General features: G+C 69.6%; 15 protein-coding genes. 14 read left to right on the top strand and 1 reads right to left on the bottom strand.

The window, feature by feature from the left end; all coding sequences use genetic code 11:
* The first annotated feature begins 5 nt into the window (after positions 1-5).
* The 6 genes from ACXJLU_RS08090 (at position 6) to ACXJLU_RS08115 (ending at position 6904) form a co-directional block, all read left to right on the top strand.
* Positions 6-1685, top strand: coding sequence for a family 2A encapsulin nanocompartment cargo protein cysteine desulfurase (locus ACXJLU_RS08090; protein WP_457329925.1), 1680 nt, complete (start codon positions 6-8; stop codon positions 1683-1685).
* 115 nt (positions 1686-1800) lie between these two features.
* Complete coding sequence (locus tag ACXJLU_RS08095) at positions 1801-3174, top strand: pyridoxal-phosphate dependent enzyme (RefSeq protein WP_457329926.1); 1374 nt, start codon at positions 1801-1803, stop codon at positions 3172-3174.
* The gene (locus ACXJLU_RS08100) at positions 3171-4346 is read left to right on the top strand and encodes a trans-sulfuration enzyme family protein (RefSeq protein WP_457329927.1); all 1176 of its coding nucleotides are present in this window, start codon (positions 3171-3173) and stop codon (positions 4344-4346) included. The genes ACXJLU_RS08095 and ACXJLU_RS08100 overlap by 4 nt, the downstream gene beginning before the upstream one ends.
* A gap of 115 nt (positions 4347-4461) precedes the next feature.
* Complete coding sequence (locus ACXJLU_RS08105; protein WP_457329928.1) at positions 4462-5295, top strand: transporter substrate-binding domain-containing protein; 834 nt, start codon at positions 4462-4464, stop codon at positions 5293-5295.
* A 172-nt stretch (positions 5296-5467) separates the two neighbouring features.
* Positions 5468-6163: an amino acid ABC transporter permease gene (locus ACXJLU_RS08110; RefSeq protein ID WP_457329929.1), complete on the top strand. Its 696-nt coding sequence runs from the start codon at positions 5468-5470 to the stop codon at positions 6161-6163.
* Positions 6164-6181: 18 nt separating this feature from the next.
* Positions 6182-6904 carry an amino acid ABC transporter permease gene (locus tag ACXJLU_RS08115; RefSeq protein WP_457329930.1) on the top strand — a complete coding sequence of 241 codons (723 nt, stop codon included), beginning with the start codon at positions 6182-6184 and terminating at the stop codon, positions 6902-6904.
* Here ACXJLU_RS08115 and ACXJLU_RS08120 read toward each other — a convergent pair.
* Positions 6858-7721 (bottom strand): AraC family transcriptional regulator, encoded by an 864-nt coding sequence (locus tag ACXJLU_RS08120; RefSeq protein ID WP_457329931.1) that lies wholly within the window; start codon positions 7719-7721, stop codon positions 6858-6860. The two genes, ACXJLU_RS08115 and ACXJLU_RS08120, sit on opposite strands and share 47 nt — an antisense overlap.
* 131 nt (positions 7722-7852) lie before the next feature.
* On the opposite strand from ACXJLU_RS08120, the gene ACXJLU_RS08125 reads away from it, so the two are divergent.
* From ACXJLU_RS08125 to ACXJLU_RS08160, 8 genes are all read left to right on the top strand, one after another.
* Complete coding sequence (locus ACXJLU_RS08125) at positions 7853-10000, top strand: glycoside hydrolase family 52 protein (RefSeq protein WP_457329932.1); 2148 nt, start codon at positions 7853-7855, stop codon at positions 9998-10000.
* Between the two features lie 266 nt (positions 10001-10266).
* Positions 10267-12039 carry a carbohydrate-binding protein gene (locus ACXJLU_RS08130; RefSeq protein WP_457329933.1) on the top strand — a complete coding sequence of 591 codons (1773 nt, stop codon included), beginning with the start codon at positions 10267-10269 and terminating at the stop codon, positions 12037-12039.
* 160 nt (positions 12040-12199) lie between these two features.
* On the top strand, positions 12200-12418 hold the full coding sequence (locus tag ACXJLU_RS08135) for a TOBE domain-containing protein (RefSeq protein WP_073467307.1): 219 nt from the start codon (positions 12200-12202) through the stop codon (positions 12416-12418).
* Positions 12419-12444: 26 nt separating this feature from the next.
* Positions 12445-13047, top strand: a complete 603-nt coding sequence (locus ACXJLU_RS08140) for an RBBP9/YdeN family alpha/beta hydrolase (RefSeq protein WP_457329934.1) — start codon at positions 12445-12447, stop codon at positions 13045-13047.
* 24 nt (positions 13048-13071) lie between these two features.
* Complete coding sequence (locus ACXJLU_RS08145) at positions 13072-13713, top strand: peroxiredoxin (RefSeq protein ID WP_457329935.1); 642 nt, start codon at positions 13072-13074, stop codon at positions 13711-13713.
* A gap of 69 nt (positions 13714-13782) precedes the next feature.
* Positions 13783-14388, top strand: a complete 606-nt coding sequence (locus tag ACXJLU_RS08150) for a type IV toxin-antitoxin system AbiEi family antitoxin domain-containing protein (protein WP_457329936.1) — start codon at positions 13783-13785, stop codon at positions 14386-14388.
* Positions 14385-15287, top strand: a complete 903-nt coding sequence (locus ACXJLU_RS08155; RefSeq protein ID WP_457329937.1) for a nucleotidyl transferase AbiEii/AbiGii toxin family protein — start codon at positions 14385-14387, stop codon at positions 15285-15287. The genes ACXJLU_RS08150 and ACXJLU_RS08155 overlap by 4 nt, the downstream gene beginning before the upstream one ends.
* Positions 15288-15419: 132 nt before the next feature.
* Positions 15420-16943 (top strand): acyl--CoA ligase, encoded by a 1524-nt coding sequence (locus ACXJLU_RS08160; protein ID WP_457329938.1) that lies wholly within the window; start codon positions 15420-15422, stop codon positions 16941-16943.
* Positions 16944-17051: the final 108 nt, after the last annotated feature.

The raw sequence follows: 17051 nt of genomic DNA on the forward strand, positions 1-17051 counted from the left end.
AGCAGATGAGCACGATTGACGCGTTCGACCCGGCTGCGATCGCGAAGCTGGCGGGGGAACTCTTCGCGAACTGGCCCGGCGCGGCGCCTTCGTCGGTTCCGTCATCGGTGCCCTCGGCGCCGGCCAACGCGCATCCGGCCGGCTTCACGCCGCCGCCGGGCAGCACCGGCCCGGCCACGCCGAACGTGCAGCCGCTGACGGCGGCCGTGCCCGGCAGCAACCTGCTGCCGAGTTCGCCGCAGCACCCGGCGGCGCTGGCTGCGCAGCTGCCGTCCTCGCTGCCGCATGCGCCGGCCGGCAACGGCGTGCCCGACCTGGGCTACACCGCGGCGCCGGCCTGGGACGGCCGCTTCGGCAGCTCGGCCGCCGGGGTCGCTCCAGCCTCGCCGTCGTTCTACTTCCTCGAGTCGCCGCGCCACCCGGGCCAGCGCGCGCTGGGCGAACCATCGCATGCCGCGCCGGTGAAGCCGGCCTTCGACGTCCACGCGGTGCGGCGCGACTTCCCGATCCTGCAGGAGCGCGTCAACGGCCGGCCGCTGGTCTGGTTCGACAACGCCGCGACCACGCAGAAGCCGCAGGCGGTGATCGACCGCATCAGCCACTTCTACGAGCACGAGAACTCGAACATCCACCGCGCGGCGCACGAGTTGGCCGCGCGCGCGACCGATGCGTACGAAGGCGCGCGCAAGACGGTGCAGCGCTTCCTCGGCGCGGCCTCGGTCGACGAGATCGTGTTCGTGCGCGGCACCACCGAGGCGATCAACCTGGTGGCCAAGAGCTGGGGCGCGAAGCACATCGGCGCCGGCGACGAGATCATCGTCTCGCACCTGGAGCACCACGCGAACATCGTGCCGTGGCAGCAGCTCGCGGGCGAGAAGGGTGCGGTGCTGCGCGTGATCCCGGTCGACGACCGCGGGCAACTGCGGCTCGATGAATACCGCAAGCTGCTCGGGCCGAAAACGAAGCTGGTGGCGGTGACGCAGGTGTCGAACGCGCTCGGCACGGTGGTGCCGGTGCAGGAGATCGTGGCGCTCGCCCATGCGGCCGGCGCGAAGGCGCTGGTCGACGGCGCGCAGTCGGTGTCGCACATGCGGGTCGACGTGCGCGCGATCGATGCCGACTTCTTCGTGTTCTCCGGCCACAAGCTGTTCGGCCCGACCGGCATCGGCGTGCTGTACGGCAAGCAGGCGATCCTGGAAGACATGCCGCCGTGGCAGGGCGGCGGCAACATGATCGCCGACGTGACCTTCGAGAAGACCGTGTACCACGGCGTGCCGACGCGCTTCGAGGCCGGCACCGGCAACATCGCCGACGCGGTCGGGCTGGGGGCTGCGATCGACTACGTGCAACGGCTCGGGCTCGACGCGATCGCGCAGTACGAGCACGCGCTGCTCGGCTACGCGACGCACGCACTGCAGCCGATCCCCGGCGTGCGGCTGGTCGGCACGGCCGAGGACAAGGCGAGCGTGCTGTCGTTCGTGCTCGACGGGTATTCGACGGAGCAGGTCGGGCAGGCGCTGAACCGCGAGGGCATCGCGGTGCGCACCGGGCACCATTGCGCGCAGCCGATCCTGCGCCGCTTCGGGCTCGAGGCGACGGTGCGGCCGTCGCTGGCGTTCTACAACACCTGCGAGGAAGTGGACAGGTTCATCGCGGTGATCCGACAGCTCGCCAACAAGCGCTGACCCGTAGCCCGGATGCCAATCCGGGTTCTCCTCGACGGGATGCATCCCGGATTAGCATCCGGGCTACGGGCGCGTGCTCACGAGGCGCGCGGCTTCGCACATTCTGGAGACAAACATGAACGCGACCACCCATCCCGCCGTGCTCGACCTGATCGGCAACACGCCGCTCGTGCGCGTGACGCGCCTCGACACCGGCCCCTGCACGCTGCTGCTGAAGCTCGAATCGCAGAACCCCGGCGGCTCGATCAAGGACCGCATCGGCGTTTCGATGATCGAGGCCGCCGAGCGCGACGGCCTGCTGCAGCCCGGCGGCACCGTCGTCGAGGCGACCGCCGGCAACACCGGCCTGGGCCTGGCCCTCGTCGCACGCGCGAAGGGCTACCGCGTGGTGCTGGTCGTGCCCGACAAGATGTCGACCGAGAAGGTGCTGCACCTGAAGGCGCTCGGCGCCGAGGTGCACACGACGCGCTCTGACGTCGGCAAGGGCCACCCGGCCTACTACCAGGACTACGCGGCGCGCCTCGCGAAGGAGCTGCCCGGCTCGTTCTTCGCCGACCAGTTCAACAACCCGAACAACCCGCTCGCGCACGAGCGCGGCACCGGCCCGGAGCTCTGGGAGCAGAGCGGCCACGACCTCGACGCGATCGTCGTCGGCGTCGGTTCGTCGGGCACGCTGACCGGCCTGACGCGCTACTTCCGCGGCGTGCAGCCGAAGCTCGAGTTCGTGCTGGCCGACCCGGTGGGCTCGATCCTCGCCGACCAGGTGCTGACCGGCACGCACGGCGCGGCCGGCTCCTGGGCGGTCGAAGGGATCGGCGAAGACTTCATCCCGCCGATCGCCGACCTGTCCGGCATCAAGCATGCGTATTCCATCTCCGACGAAGAAAGCTTCGCGACCTCGCGCGAGCTGCTGCGCGCCGAGGGCCTGATGGGCGGCTCGTCGACCGGCACGCTGCTGGCCACCGCGCTGCGCTTCTGCCGCGCGCAGACCAAGCCGCTGCGCGTCGCCACCTTCGTGTGCGACACCGGCACGCGCTACCTGTCGAAGGTCTACAACGACAGCTGGATGATCGACGAGGGCCTGCTCGCCCGCACGCAGTACGGCGACCTGCGCGACATCGTCGCGCGCCGGCCCGATGAAGGCGGCGTCGTCAGCGTGACGCCCGACGACACGCTGCTGACCGCGTTCCAGCGCATGCGGCTGGCCGACGTCTCGCAGCTGCCGGTGCTCGACGGCGCGCGGCTGGCCGGCGTGATCGACGAATCCGACGTGCTGATGCAGCTGCAGGGCGACCCGGCGCACTACGTCAACACCGTCAGCTCGGCGATGAGCACCGCGCTGGAGACGCTGCGGCCGGGCTCGAGCATCGCCGCGCTGCGCCAGGTGCTGGACCGCGGCCTGGTCGCGATCGTCGCCGACGGCGATACATTCCACGGCCTGATCACCCGCTTCGATCTTCTGAACCACCTCCGCAAGGCACGCCGATGAGCTCCAAGGACACCCACCAGTTCGCGACCCGCGCGATCCACGCCGGCCAGTCGCCCGACCCGACGACCGGCGCGATCATGCCGCCGATCTACGCCACCTCGACCTACGTGCAGCAGAGCCCCGGCGTGCACAAGGGGCTGGACTACGGCCGCTCGCACAACCCGACGCGCTGGGCGCTGGAGCGCTGCGTCGCCGACCTCGAAGGCGGCACGCGCGCGTTCGCGTTCGCGTCCGGGCTGGCTGCCATCTCGACCACGCTCGAGCTGCTGGACGCCGGCGCGCACATCATCGCGAGCGACGACCTGTACGGCGGCACCTTCCGGCTGTTCGACAAGGTGCGCACGCGCAGCGCGGGCCACCAGTTCAGCTTCGTCGACCTGTCGGACCCGCAGGCGCTGCGCGCCGCGATCCGCCCCGAGACGAAGATGGTCTGGGTCGAGACGCCGAGCAACCCGATGCTGAAGCTGACCGACCTGGAGGTCATCGCCCGCATCGCGCGCGAGCACGGCCTGCTGGCGGTGGCCGACAACACCTTCGCGAGCCCGTACGTGCAGCGCCCGCTGGAGCATGGCTTCGACGTGGTCGTGCATTCGAGCACCAAGTACCTCAATGGCCACTCCGACGTGATCGGCGGGATCGCGGTGGTCGGCCAGCGCGCCGAGGAAGCGGGGCAGGCCGAGCGCCTGGGCTTCCTGCAGAACGCGGTCGGCGCGATCGCCGGGCCGTTCGACAGCTTCCTGACGCTGCGCGGCGTGAAGACGCTCGCGCTGCGCATGCAGCGCCATTCCGAGAACGCCTTCGCGCTCGCGCAGTGGCTGGAGCGCCACCCGAAGGTCGCGCGCGTGCACTACCCGGGCCTCGAATCGCACCCGCAGCATGCGCTCGCGAAGCGCCAGATGAACGGGTTTGGCGGCATGGTGTCGGTGACGCTCGCGACCGACCTGGCCGGCTCGCGCCGCTTCCTCGAGGCCTGCGAGGTGTTCTCGCTGGCCGAGAGCCTGGGCGGCGTCGAGAGCCTGATCGAGCACCCGGCGCTGATGACGCACGCGACGATTCCGGCCGAGCAGCGCGCGCAACTCGGCATCGGCGATGCGCTGGTGCGGCTGAGCGTCGGCGTCGAGGACCTGGCCGACCAGCGCGCCGACCTCGAAGGTGCGCTGGCCCGGATCTGATCGCGCAGCATCTAACCGACACGCCTTTGCTTATCCGGATTCAGTCGTTCGCGGATCGGCCGGCCTTGGTTAGTCTGCGGGCCTTGATTCCAACAACATGCTGAAGAGAACCTCCATGCAAAAACGCCTGTTCCTGTCCACGCTGGTCGCCGCCGCCGCCGCGGTGTTCTCGGTCGGCGCCCATGCCGACCAGCTCGCCGACATCCAGAAGAAGGGCGAGATCGTCATCGGCGTGCTCGGCACCGACGAGCCGAACAGCTTCGTCGACCCGAAGACCCGCGACGTGGTCGGCTACGAGGTCGACATCGGCCGCGCGGTCGCTGCGAAGCTGGGCGTGAAGCCGGTGTTCAAGCAGCTCGCCGTGGCCGCGCGCATCCCCGAGCTGCAGCAAGGCCGCGTCGACCTGCTGGCCGCCTCGCTCACGCACAACAAGGAGCGCGAGGCGCTGATCGATTTCTCGCTGACCACCTTCGTGACCGGCCAGAAGGTGCTGGTGAAGAAGGACAGCGGCATCTCGCAACTGTCGCAGCTGGGCGGCAAGAAGGTGCTGACCGTCAAGGGCGGCACGCAGGAGCCGAACATCCGCAAGGCGGTACCCACTGTCGACGTCGTCACCTTCGAGACCACGCAGCAGGCCTTCCTGGCGCTGCAGCAAGGCAAGGGCATCGGCTACGTGAATGACGAGGCTTCGCTGATCGACGACTTCGGCAAGCTCGGCCCGGCCGCGAAGAACTACCTGATCATTCCGCAGAGCATCAGCACCGAGGCGCTGGCGCTGGGCATCCGCAAGGGCGAGGCCGGCGTGAAAGGCGTCGTCGACGGCGTGCTGCGCGACCTGGAGAAGTCGGGCGACGCCGACAAGCTGTTCCAGAAGTGGTACGGGCCGAACACGCGGCTGAAGTTCCAGTCGCGGGATTTCAAGTTTGTGTCGGACAAGATTGACGGCTAACGGCCTGCGCTCGAAGCGCAATCGCGCCAGCCGCCGCGAAGCCAGGCACGCGCGGGCACCGTCGTGCGTTCGATGCGCCTGGTGAAACACTCGCCGATCCCTTTCGTCTGACGCGATACTCGCGTGCCTCGCCCTCTCACGGGGGCGAGGCACTTTGCTGTTGGGCTTCCCTGTGCTTTCCTTCGATTTCTCCCTGCTGCTCTCCGGCCAGTACCACGATGCGCTGGTGGCCGGCTTCGTGCTGTCGCTGCAACTGACGGCCGTGACGCTGGTGCTGGCCGTGCCGCTGGCGACCACGGTCGCGATGCTGCGGCTGTCGCCGTCCCGGCTGCTGCGCGCGATCGGCGTCTCGTACGTCGAGGCGATCCGCAACGTGCCGCTGCTCGCGCACATGCTGTTCTGGTACTTCGGCGCGCCCGAGATGCTGCCCGAGGCGCTGAAGCAGCGGCTGTATGCCACCAACATCGAGGCGATCAGCGCGGTCGCGGCACTCACGCTCTACACCGCCGCCTACATGGCCGAGGACATCCGCAGCGGCATCCGCGCGGTGCCGCCGGGGCAGATGGAGGCGAGCCGCGCGCTCGGCCTCGGCTTCCTGCAGACGATGCAGCTCGTCATCCTGCCGCAGGCGGTGCGCATCACCGTGCCGCCGCTGATCTCGCAGACGCTGAACCTGTGGAAGAACACCAGCATCGCGACCGTGATCGGCGTGGCCGAGATGATGTACCGCGCGGCGCAGGTCGAGTCGGCCACCTTCCGCAGCGTCGAGGCCTTCGCGTTCGCGACCGCGGCCTACCTGACGATCTCGCTCACCATCACCGGCCTGGCGAGCTGGTACCAGCACCGCTACCCGGTGCGCTCGCGATGACGTCGCGTTGAGAACACGATGATCGAGCTGATCCAGACCTACTGGCTCTACTTCCTGATCGGCCAGTACCCGAACGGGCCGCTGGGCGGGCTCGCGCTGACGCTGCTGCTGGCCGCGCTCGGCCTGCTGCTGGCGTTCCCGCTCGGGCTGCTGCTGGGCCTGGCGCGCATCAGCGAGCACCGCGCGCTGCGCTGGCCGGTGACGGCGCTGGTGTTCGTGGTGCGCGGCATCCCGCTGCTGATGGTGGTGTTCTGGGCCTACTTCTTCCTGCCCAGCGTCACCGGCCACAAGACCGACCAGTTCAGCACGATGCTGATCGCGCTGGTGGTGTTCGACGGCGTCTACATCGCCGAGATCGTGCGCGCCGGCGTGCGCGGCATCCCGGACGGCCAGATGCATGCGGCGCGCTCGCTCGGCTTCGGCCGCTTCGGCGCGTTGCGCTACGTGATCCTGCCGCAGGCGCTGCGCCACATGCTGCCGTCGCTGGTGAACCAGTTCGTCTCGACGATCAAGGAGACCTCGCTCGGCTACATCATCGGGCTGACCGAGGTGGCGTTCATCACGACGCAGATCAACACGCAGGTGTTCACGAAGCCGGTGCAGGTGTACAGCACGCTGGCCCTGACCTACTTCGTGCTGTGCTTCGGGTTGTCGCGCGTCGCGTATGCGATGGAACGGCGCCTGGGCGTCCAGGCTACGAGCGACGGTAGTCGGCCGGCGCCACGCCGCACCAGCGCTTGAACTGCCGGCTGAAGTGCGCGCCGCTGGCGTAGCCAAGGCGTTCGCCGACGGCGGCGATGCTGAGCTGCGCATCCATCAGCAGCAGCTTTGCGCGGCGCAGCTTCAGCGTCGAGCGGTACTGGCGCGCCGACATGCCGTACACCTGCCGGAACAGCGCGTTGCCGTGGTCCGGCGTGTAGCCCAGGCGGCGGATCGCGGCCTCGAGCGAGGTCTCGGCGCCGCCGCGCTGCACCTCGCGCTCGATCAGCTCGGCCAGCCGGCCTGCTGTCTGCAGCGCGAGCTGCGGCACCGGCGCGGCAGCGACCTCGTCGCGCTCCAGGCCCTGCGTCAGGGCCGCGAACAGCGACATCAGTGCCGCGGCCGTCTCGAGCCGGCGTGCCAGCGCCGAGCCGGCGACGCGGCCTTCGGCCAGCGCCAGCAGGCGCTGCAGCGCGGGCCGCAGGCTGTTGGTCAGCGCACTGTCGGCTGCGAAGACGCGCGTGCCGGCGCCGCACAGCAGGCGCCGCAGTTCGAGGTCGTCGAGGTCGAAGTGCACGCAGTACAAACTCGAAGCGACCGGCGTGCTCGACGAATGCGCCTCGAAGGGCGTGATCAGCAGCAGGTCGCCGGCGTGCTGCTCCAGCGTGCGGCCGGTCAGCCGCACTTGCTGCTCGCCCGACAGCAGCAGGCAGATCTCGAAGTAGGGGTGGTCGTGCCGCGGGTACTGCCAGCGCGCGGCGACGCGGCGGGTGTGCGCGTCCGTCAGCGACACCGTGGTGCGCACGTCGGGCTGCTTCAGGTAGTCGGGAGCGCTGGGCTCGGGGCGGGCGGGGTGCATGCGCAGGGCAGGTGAGGTGTCGCGGCTTCGGGCATGCCGTTCGCGCCTTCGGACATGGTCCGGCGCGGGCCTGCCTTCCAGAATCGGCACCTTACACCCAACAAGCCGCCTTCAGCGGCAGGAGACACCGCATGCGTTCGCCAGACCCGCTGTCCGCCAACCGCTTCTTCAACACCCAACATGCGCCGGTCGGCGCCCACGCCAGCCTGACGCTCGGCTTCCCCGGTGCCCGCGGCGGCATGGACCTGGAGCTGTGCGGCGCGCCCGGCCAATCGGTGATGGTCGCGCTCGAATCGGCGCAGCAACCGGGCCTGTTCGAGACACTGCCGTTCTGCGCGCCCCCCGACGATGCGGAGCGCCAGCGTTTCGTCAGCGAGCAGGGCGATGCGCACCTCGGTGCGTCGGGCCTCGGCGCGCGGCTGTTCGCGCTGGACGAGGTGCAGCGCGAGTTCTCGCTGGCCACCGACAGCTGGCAAGCCGGCGACCTGCGCTTCACGCTGTACACGCCGGTGCGCGACCTGCCCGATCCCGATGCGAGTGAACCGCTCGACGCGATGCGCGCCTTCGTGCCCGCGGTGCGCGCCGAAATCGAGGTGGACAACCGGGCCGGCACGCGCGCGCGCCGCGTCGCGGTGGGCTTGTCGGGCATCGATCCGCTGCGCGGGCTGCGGCACCTGTCGCTCGACGAAGGTGCCGGCATCGGCGACGGCCTGGAACAGGGCTTCGCGACCGACGCGGCCGGCGCCTGGTCCGGCATCGGCTTCGACCCGCTCGCGGTGCTGGGCGACCGGCATGTGAGCAACCGCGCGTCGATGCTGGGCGGCTGGGGCCTGGTCTGCGCCGAGGTGCCGGCCGGCGAGCGGCGCACGCTGCGCTTCGCGTTCTGCTTTCACCGCGCCGGCGCCGTCACCGGCGGCATCGCGACGCGCCAGCTCTACAACCGCTGGTTCGATTCGGTCGAGTCGGTGGCGCGCTTCGCACTGTCGGATTTCGACGAGGCGGTGCAGGCCAGCCGGGCCGCCGACGCGCGGCTCGCGGCCAGCGCGTTGTCGCCAGCGCAGCGCTTCACGGTCGCGCACGCGACCCGCTCCTACCTCTACTCGACCCAGCTGCTCGAGCGCGACGGCCGCGCGCTGTGGGTCGTCAACGAGGGCGAGTACAACATGCTGAACACGCTCGACCTGGTGCCCGACCATTCGCTGTACGAAGGCCTGCACCACCCGTGGACCATCCGCAACGTGCTCGACCAGTACGCCGCCGGCTACGCCTACGACGACGAGTTGCGCTTTGCCGGCAGCGACGCGACGCACCCGGGCGGCGTCAGCTTCACGCACGACATGGGCGTCGACGGCATCTTCGCGCCGCCGGGCCGCTCGGCCTACGAGCGCGCCGGGCTGACCGGCTGCTTCTCGCAGATGACGACCGAAGAGCTGCTGAACTGGACGCTGTGCGCCGGGCTGTACGTGCACCAGGGCCGCGACCTGGCCTGGGCACGGCGCCATGCCGCGCTGCTGGAGCGCTGCCTGCAGAGCCTGGAGCGCCGCGACCACCCCGAGCCGGCGCAGCGCAACGGCGTGCCACGCGCCGACAGCAGCCGCTGCGAGGGCGGGCGCGAGATCACCACCTACGACTGCCTCGACCCGTCGCTCGGCCAGGCGGCCGGCAACACCTACATCGCCGGCAAAGCCTGGGCGGCGCACGTCATCCTGCAACAGTTGTTCGTGCAGCTGGACCGGCCGGCGCTGGCCGAGCGGGCTCACCAGCAGGCCCGGCGCGCGGCCGCCACCATCGTCGCTGCCGCCCGGCCCGACGGCCTGATCCCGGCGTTGCTGGAGGCGCCCGACGACGACGCGGTGATCCTGCCGGTGATCGAAGCGCTGGCCTACCCCTGGTTCGCCGGCTGCCGCGACGCGCTGGCGCCGGACGGCGAGTACGCGCCGTACCTCGCCGCGCTGAAGCGCCACGTCGGCGAGCACGTGCTGCGCGAAGACACCTGCCTGTTCGCCGATGGTGGCTGGCGCATCACCTCGCGCAGCGACAACACCTTCCCGGCCAAGAGCTACGTCTGCCAGTTCGTCGCCCGCGAGATCCTGCAAATGGATCTCGGCGCCGCCGGCACCCGCGCCGACGACGCCCACGCCACCTGGCAGCTGCACCCCGAACTCAGCGTCCACTGCTGGAGCGAGCAGGTGAAGAACGGCCTGGTGTTCGCGGCCAAGTACTACCCGCGCGGCGTCAGCAGCCAGATCTGGCTGACCGAGGGTCAGACCGAGGGTTAACCGGGTTCACGCCGGCCGCCTTGTTTGAAACAGAACGTAAGCAGTGCGACAGAATAAGTACCGAAGCAGACCGGTACATAACCAATCCAATACCTGTTGATCGCTTGCATTGGCGTCCGATGGGCACGGCTTGGCGGCTGGAGCCACCACCGTTACGTTTCTGAAAGCGCTCGCATCTTGTTGCAAGACACACGTCGCCGTGGGTGAAGGCGGCTTCGAAAATTCCCTCAGTGCTCCGTTGTCAACAACACTGAAAGGGACAGATCATGAAGAGCGTGGGAATGACCGTGGTGGCCGTGGCCATCGGCGGTTTGTGGTCGCAGGTGCAGGCAGCCAGCCTGCAGCCGGCGACGGCGGCGGTGGCCGCACAGGCCGTGTCGTTCGACGGGATGCTGCTGGCGCAAGCCACGACGGCCCCGGCCTGGCAAGAAGGCGTGACCTACACCGCCGGCACCATCGTCAGCTACAACGGCGCGCTGTATGTCGCGCTCGTGACCCACACCGCCTGGGCCGGCACCAACTGGAACCCGGCCGCGACRCCGACGCTGTGGTCGCCGACCGGCGGCACCGCGCCGGCCCCGGCCCCGACGCCCGCTCCTGCACCTGCCCCCGCACCCGCACCGGCCCCCGCGCCGAGCCCGTCGCCCGCCCCGGCGCCCGGCACCTGCGCGATGCCGTGGTCGGCCAGCACCGCCTACAACGGCGGCGCGGTCGTCAGCGTCAACGGCGTGAACTACAAGGCCAACTGGTGGACGCAGGGCAACAACCCGTCGACCAACAGCGGCCCGGTCGGCAGTGGCCAGCCGTGGTCGCCCACCGGCAACTGCAACGGCGCACCGTCGCCGGCACCTGCGCCGGCACCCGCACCGTCGCCTGCTCCGGCGCCCGCACCTGCCCCCGCTCCGGCCCCCGCACCCGCGGGCGACCTGCCGGCCGGCGCCCTGTCGGCGAACCAGAGCAAGCGCGTCTACGTCGGCTACTACCCGAGCTGGAGCGACAACTGGTTCGATGCCACCGGCAAGAGCGCGGCCGAGGTCTACAACGCCAGCAAGCTGGCGCGCGTGCCGGCCACCTACACGCACGTGATGGCCTCGTTCGCCGACCCGAACTTCTCGTGGGCCGGCATCGCGACGAACAGCTTCTCGGGCACCGGCATCAACTTCAACGCGACGCCGCGTGACATCAAGGCCGCGATCGACGTGCTGCACAAGCGCAACCAGAAGATCATCCTGGCGGTGGGTGGCGCGACCTACAACAACTGGGGTCCGATCGCGGCGGAAGGCGCGGCCGGCGGCGGCCCGATCATCAACGCGCTGGCCAAGATCCAGACCGAGATGGGCTTCGACGGGCTGGACGTCGACTACGAAGTCGACGGCGATGTCGACCGCTACGCCAACGCCATCAAGGCGCTGCGCAAGGCCGTCGACCTGGCAGGCGGCGGCCGCGTGCTGACGCTGGCCGGCTGGTCGAGTGGCGCGGACTGCACCTCGGGCACGACGGCCGATTCGCGCTGCGCCGGCAAGATGTCGTACTGGGGCGGCAACGCCGGCCGCGAACGCGGCGTGGTGCTGAAGTACCCGGCGACGGCGGCGATGCTCGACCTGGTCAACGTGATGAGCTACGACGCCCGCTACGAGCACTACGACGGCGTGGTCGCGTACAACCAGTACCGCAGCCTCTACCCGTCGAAGACCATCGTGTCGGTCGGCTTCGAGCCGGCGCCCGAAGGTTGGAGCGGCGGCCAGCTGGTCATCAACGACGGCGACGCGCAGTGCGACGGCTCGCGCATCCTGCAGGACCAGTACGGCGCGACGCTGAACCTGCCGTACTCGGTGCAGCGCTTCACGACGGCGGTGCTGAACAGCACGGCGTCGAACCGCAACCCGCGCGACGGCGCGATGCTGTGGGCCATCATCAAGCCGGCGTCCGGCTCGTGCGGCAGCGCCGCGTTGGCAGCGCCCGGCACGGTCGGCCAGAAGGTCGGCAACAGCTTCGGCCTGCCGGTCGACCCGCTGCTGCAGTCGGCCGACTGGAAGTAAGCAGCGCCTGCGTTAGACCGAGCGCCTTCTCCCTGGAGGGAGGAGGCGCTTTTTTTCGTCCGCCAAATTCGCTATCCGCATGACCTGATCCGGTTTCATTCCTTGCGACGGCCGCACCGCGTGCCCATCATCGATGCTCACTCTCACCCCGAGGTCATTCATGAGCATCACCGCCATCAACGTGCGCAACCAGTTCCGCGGCAAGGTCAAGGAAATCATCGAAGGACCGGTCGTGTCCGAGATCGACGTCGAGACGCCGTCCGGCCTGATCGTCACGTCGGTCATCACGACGCGTTCGGTGAAGGAGCTGAAGCTCACGGTCGGCAAGGACGTGATCGCGCTGGTCAAGTCGACCGAGGTGTCGATCGCCACGCTCTGACAAGTCCCTCTGACGGAGACCCTCCCATGGCATTCCACGGCAGCCCGGTGCGTGTGCTGGTGATCCCCGGCCTGCGCGGCAGCGGCCCGGCGCACTGGCAGAGCTGGCTGCAAAGCCACTTCCGGCGTGCGGTGCGCGTCGAGCAGGACGATTGGGACACCGCCGACCTCGAGACCTGGGCGACCCGCATCGGCGAGACGCTCGCCGCCGAGCCGCTCGGCCCGTGGATCGCGGTGGCCCACAGCTTCGGCTGCCTGGCGCTGGCGCAGCACCTGCTGTCGACCTGCGGGCGCACCGCCCACGGCGTGCGCGGCGCGCTGCTGGTGGCGCCGGCCGAACCCGCGCGCTTCGGGCTCGACGACCTGCCGCTGCGCCAGCGCTTGCGCCTGCCGGCCACGCTGCTCGCGAGCGACACCGACCCGTGGATGAGCGCGCAGCGCGCAGAATCGTTCGCCCAGGCCTGGGGCAGCGGCTTCGTGAACCTGGGCGACGCCGGCCACATCAACGCCGAGGCGGGCTTCGGCCCGTTGCCGGCGGCGAAGAAGCTGACCGAGTTCCTGATCCACCGCGTCGAGCAATCACGGCGGCCCGAGCGCGCCGAGTTGCACGAGTTCTCGTTCGCCGTCTGACCCACCCATCACCAGGAGACCACCATGAGCTTGCGACTGGGCGACATCGCCCCCGACTTCGAACAGCAATCGTCCGACGGCCCGATCAGCTTCCACAAGTGGCTGGGCGACAGCTGGGGCGTGCTGTTCTCGCACCCGGCCGATTTCACGCCGGTGTGCACCACCGAGCTCGGCCTGACCGCCAAGCTGAAGGACGAGTTCACGAAGCGCAACGTGAAGGCCATCGCGCTGAGCGTCGACCCGGTCGAGTCGCACACGAAGTGGATCCACGACATCAACACGACGCAGAAGACGCTGGTCAACTTCCCGATCTTGGCCGACGCCGACCGCAAGGTGGCCGAGCTGTACGACCTGATCCACCCGAACGCGAGCACCACCGCCACGGTGCGCTCGCTGTTCGTGATCGACCCGGCCAAGAAGATCCGCCTGACGATCACCTACCCGGCCAGCACCGGCCGCAACTTCGACGAGATCCTGCGCGTGATCGATTCGCTGCAGCTGACCGATTCGCACAGCGTCGCGACGCCGGGCAACTGGAAGGACGGCGACGACGTCGTGATCGTGCCGTCGCTGCAGGATCCGGAGCTGATCAAGAAGAAGTTCCCGAAGGGCTACACGGCGGTGACGCCGTACCTGCGGCTGACGCCGCAGCCGAACAAGCCTTGAAGGGTCGGCGGCAGGGGTTTGTTGGAAGCATGACTTGCTGACAAGTCATGCGGAAACTAAACTCCGCCGATGCCGCTCACCCAGGCCGACCAGATCCTCGAACTTGCGCGCCGGCAGCACCTGCTGAGGGCGGCTGACGTTCGCGCCCGGGGCTGGTCGCCGCAGCTGCTGCTCAAGCTCCATCAAGCCGGCAAGCTGCACCGCGCCGCCCGCGGGCTCTACAGCCTGCCGGATGCGCAGCCCACCGAGCACCAGACGCTGATCGAGGTCTGCCACCGCGTACCGAAGGCGGTGGTGTGCCTGCTGTCGGCGCTGCAGTTCCACGGCATCGGCACGCAGCTTCCGCACGAGGTGTGGATCGCGCTGCCGGAAGGCACGCAGACACCGGCCATCGCCTACCCGCCGCTGCGCGTCGTGCGGCTGCGCGGCGAGGCCGGCACCGCCGGCGTCGAGACGGTGGTCGAGCAGGGTTCGCCGATCCGCGTCTACGGCGTCGCGAAGACGGTCACCGACTGCTTCAAGTTCCGCCACAAGATCGGGCTGGACGTCGCGCTCGAGGCACTGCGCGATGCCTGGCGATCGCGCCGGCTCGGCATGGACGAGGTCACCCATTTCGCACGGATCAACCGCGTCGAGACGGTGATGCGGCCCTACCTGGAAGCGCTGGTGGGATGAGCGGAACGAACGCGGCATCGGTGCTGGCCCGGCTGCTGAACCTCGCCAAGCAGTCCGGCGAGGACTACAACCTGCTGCTGAACCGCTTCGCGCTGGAGCGGCTGCTCTGCCGCATCAGCGTATCGGAGCATGCCGACCGATTCCTGCTGAAAGGGGCGCTGCTGTTCACGCTCTGGTACGACACGCCGCACCGGCCGACGCGCGACGCCGATCTCCTCGGCTTCGGGCCCGACGGCCCGGAGCACCTGACGGACACCTTCCGCAGCATCGCCGGCATCGACCTCGGCGATGGCATCACGTTCGCGCCCGACTCGGTCCGCGTGGAATCCATCCGCGAGGACACGACCTACGGCGGCTGGCGGGTGCGGCTCGAAGCCCGCATCGGCAACGCACGCTGCGCACTGCATGTCGACGTCGGGTTCGGCGATGCCGTCACGCCGGCCGCCGAGTCGGTGACCTTTCCCGTGCTGCTGGCCGACCTGGCCGCGCCCCGGCTGCAGGCCTATCCGGTCTACACCGTGATCGCGGAGAAATACCACGCGATGGTGTCGCTCGGCATCGCCAACAGCCGCATGAAAGACTTCTTCGACCTGTCCGTCATCGCCCACCGGTCGGCCCTGGACGGCGCCACGCTCGCACGGGCCATCGGCGCGACGTTCGCCCGGCGCCAGACCCCGCTGCCCGTCGAGGCCCCGCTCGCGCTGACGGCCTTCTTCGCGGACGATGAAGCCAAGCGCAGGCAGTGGGCGGCGTTCCTCGGCAAGGCGCGCTTGAGCGCGCGCCCGCTACCGCAGGTCATCGCCTTGCTTCACGACCTGCTGTGGCCGCCCACGCAAGTGGCCGCTTCGGGCAGCCGCGCCAACGCGGCATGGCGGCCCGAGCTCACTCGCTGGTCGTGATCGGGGATCCCCCGTTCTTGCCAGTCGCCGGGTTCGTGCGGCACACTCGCCCCCGACAACAAGTAGAAACACACCACGTTGGGGGGCGTGCGTCGTCGACGCGCGGCCTCGTTCCCATCTTGCGAGGCACCGATGTCCCACAGCTTGAAGGATCTGCTTGCCACCGGCGTCGACGATGACGTAGCCATCTCCGCCCCCGACCGGCCGCCCCTGCGGTACCGCGAACTGCGCCGGCTGATCGCCGAGACCCTCGCGCGGCTCAACGGCCTGGGCATCGCCCGCAACGACCGCGTGGCGATTGTGCTGAACAACGGCCCCGAGATGGCGACCTGCTTCGTCGCCTGCGCCTGCGGCGTCACCAGCGCGCCGCTGAACCCGGCCTACCGCGCCGACGAGTTCGAGTTCTACCTGTCCGACCTGAATGCGAAGGCGCTGATCGTCGAGCGCGGCAGCGTTTCGCCGGCGATCGACGTCGCCGCGAAGCTCGGCGTGCGCGTGATCGACCTGGTGGTGCACGACGGCGCCGGTGCCGGCAGCTTCGTGCTGGAGCCGCGCGACGGCAGCATCGCGGCATCGGCCGCCGAACCCACCTGGGCCGAACCCGACGACGTCTCGATGGTGCTGCACACCTCCGGCACCACCTCGCGCCCGAAGATCGTGCCGCTGTCGCAGCGCAACCTGTGCGCCTCGGCCACCAACATCCGCAGCACACTCGCGTTCACCGGCGCCGATCGCGGGCTGAACATCATGCCGCTGTTCCACATCCACGGCCTGATCGCCGGCGTGCTCGCGCCGCTGTCGGCCGGCTCGCAGGTGTTCTGCACGCCGGGCTTCAACGCGCTGAAGTTCTTCGGCTGGATGGATGAAGCCAAGCCCACCTGGTACACCGCGGTGCCGACCATGCACCAGGCCATCCTGTCGCGCGCCGGCAAGAACGCCGACGTGATCAAGCGCCACCCGCTGCGCTTCCTGCGCTCGTCGTCGTCGTCGATGCCGCCGCAGGTGATCCGCGAGCTCGAGGAGGTGTTCGGCGCGCCGCTGATCGAGGCCTACGGCATGACCGAGGCCACGCACCAGATGGCGTCGAACCCGCTGCCGCCGAAGGCGCGCAAGCCCGGCGCGGTCGGCCTCGCGGCCGGGCCGGAAGTCGCCATCATGGCCGAGGACGGCAGCCTGCTGCCGGCCGGCGGCATCGGCGAGATCGTGATCCGCGGCGCCAACGTGACGCGCGGCTACGAGAACAACCCGAAGGCCAATGCCGAGGGCTTCACCAACGGCTGGTTCCGCACCGGCGACCAGGGCACGATGGACGCCGACGGCTACCTCAGCCTGACCGGGCGGCTGAAGGAGATCATCAACCGCGGCGGCGAGAAGGTCAGCCCGCGCGAGGTCGACGAGATCCTGATGGACCACCCGGCCGTCGCGCAGGTGGTGTGCTTCGGCATGCCGCACCCGAAGCTCGGCGAAGAGGTCGCCGCCGTCGTCGTGCTGCGCGAAGGCCAGCCGGCCACCGAGCGCGAGCTGCAGGCCTTCGTCAGCACGCGGGCGGCCGACTACAAGGTGCCGAAGAAGATCCTCTTCATGGACGAGATCCCGAAGGGCGCGACCGGCAAGCTGCAGCGCATCGGCCTGGCGCAAAAGCTCGGGCTGGGCTGACACCGTTTTCTTCCCGGGCGAACCCTGCCGGTCGCCCGCGGTCGGCGTCCGTGAGGACGTTGGCGGCCGCACCCACAAGAACGACACCGATGGACCCCGGGGGCAAGC

It is taken from the genome of Rhizobacter sp. P5_C2 (assembly GCF_054049715.1).

Coding starts and splice junctions, on each gene's coding strand:
- ACXJLU_RS08090 (WP_457329925.1), top strand. CDS start 6: ATGAGCACGATTGACGCGTTCGACCCGGCTGCGATCGCGAAGCTGGCG.
- ACXJLU_RS08095 (WP_457329926.1), top strand. CDS start 1,801: ATGAACGCGACCACCCATCCCGCCGTGCTCGACCTGATCGGCAACACG.
- ACXJLU_RS08100 (WP_457329927.1), top strand. CDS start 3,171: ATGAGCTCCAAGGACACCCACCAGTTCGCGACCCGCGCGATCCACGCC.
- ACXJLU_RS08105 (WP_457329928.1), top strand. CDS start 4,462: ATGCAAAAACGCCTGTTCCTGTCCACGCTGGTCGCCGCCGCCGCCGCG.
- ACXJLU_RS08115 (WP_457329930.1), top strand. CDS start 6,182: ATGATCGAGCTGATCCAGACCTACTGGCTCTACTTCCTGATCGGCCAG.
- ACXJLU_RS08120 (WP_457329931.1), bottom strand. CDS start 7,721: ATGCACCCCGCCCGCCCCGAGCCCAGCGCTCCCGACTACCTGAAGCAG.
- ACXJLU_RS08125 (WP_457329932.1), top strand. CDS start 7,853: ATGCGTTCGCCAGACCCGCTGTCCGCCAACCGCTTCTTCAACACCCAA.
- ACXJLU_RS08135 (WP_073467307.1), top strand. CDS start 12,200: ATGAGCATCACCGCCATCAACGTGCGCAACCAGTTCCGCGGCAAGGTC.
- ACXJLU_RS08140 (WP_457329934.1), top strand. CDS start 12,445: ATGGCATTCCACGGCAGCCCGGTGCGTGTGCTGGTGATCCCCGGCCTG.
- ACXJLU_RS08145 (WP_457329935.1), top strand. CDS start 13,072: ATGAGCTTGCGACTGGGCGACATCGCCCCCGACTTCGAACAGCAATCG.
- ACXJLU_RS08150 (WP_457329936.1), top strand. CDS start 13,783: ATGCCGCTCACCCAGGCCGACCAGATCCTCGAACTTGCGCGCCGGCAG.
- ACXJLU_RS08155 (WP_457329937.1), top strand. CDS start 14,385: ATGAGCGGAACGAACGCGGCATCGGTGCTGGCCCGGCTGCTGAACCTC.
- ACXJLU_RS08160 (WP_457329938.1), top strand. CDS start 15,420: ATGTCCCACAGCTTGAAGGATCTGCTTGCCACCGGCGTCGACGATGAC.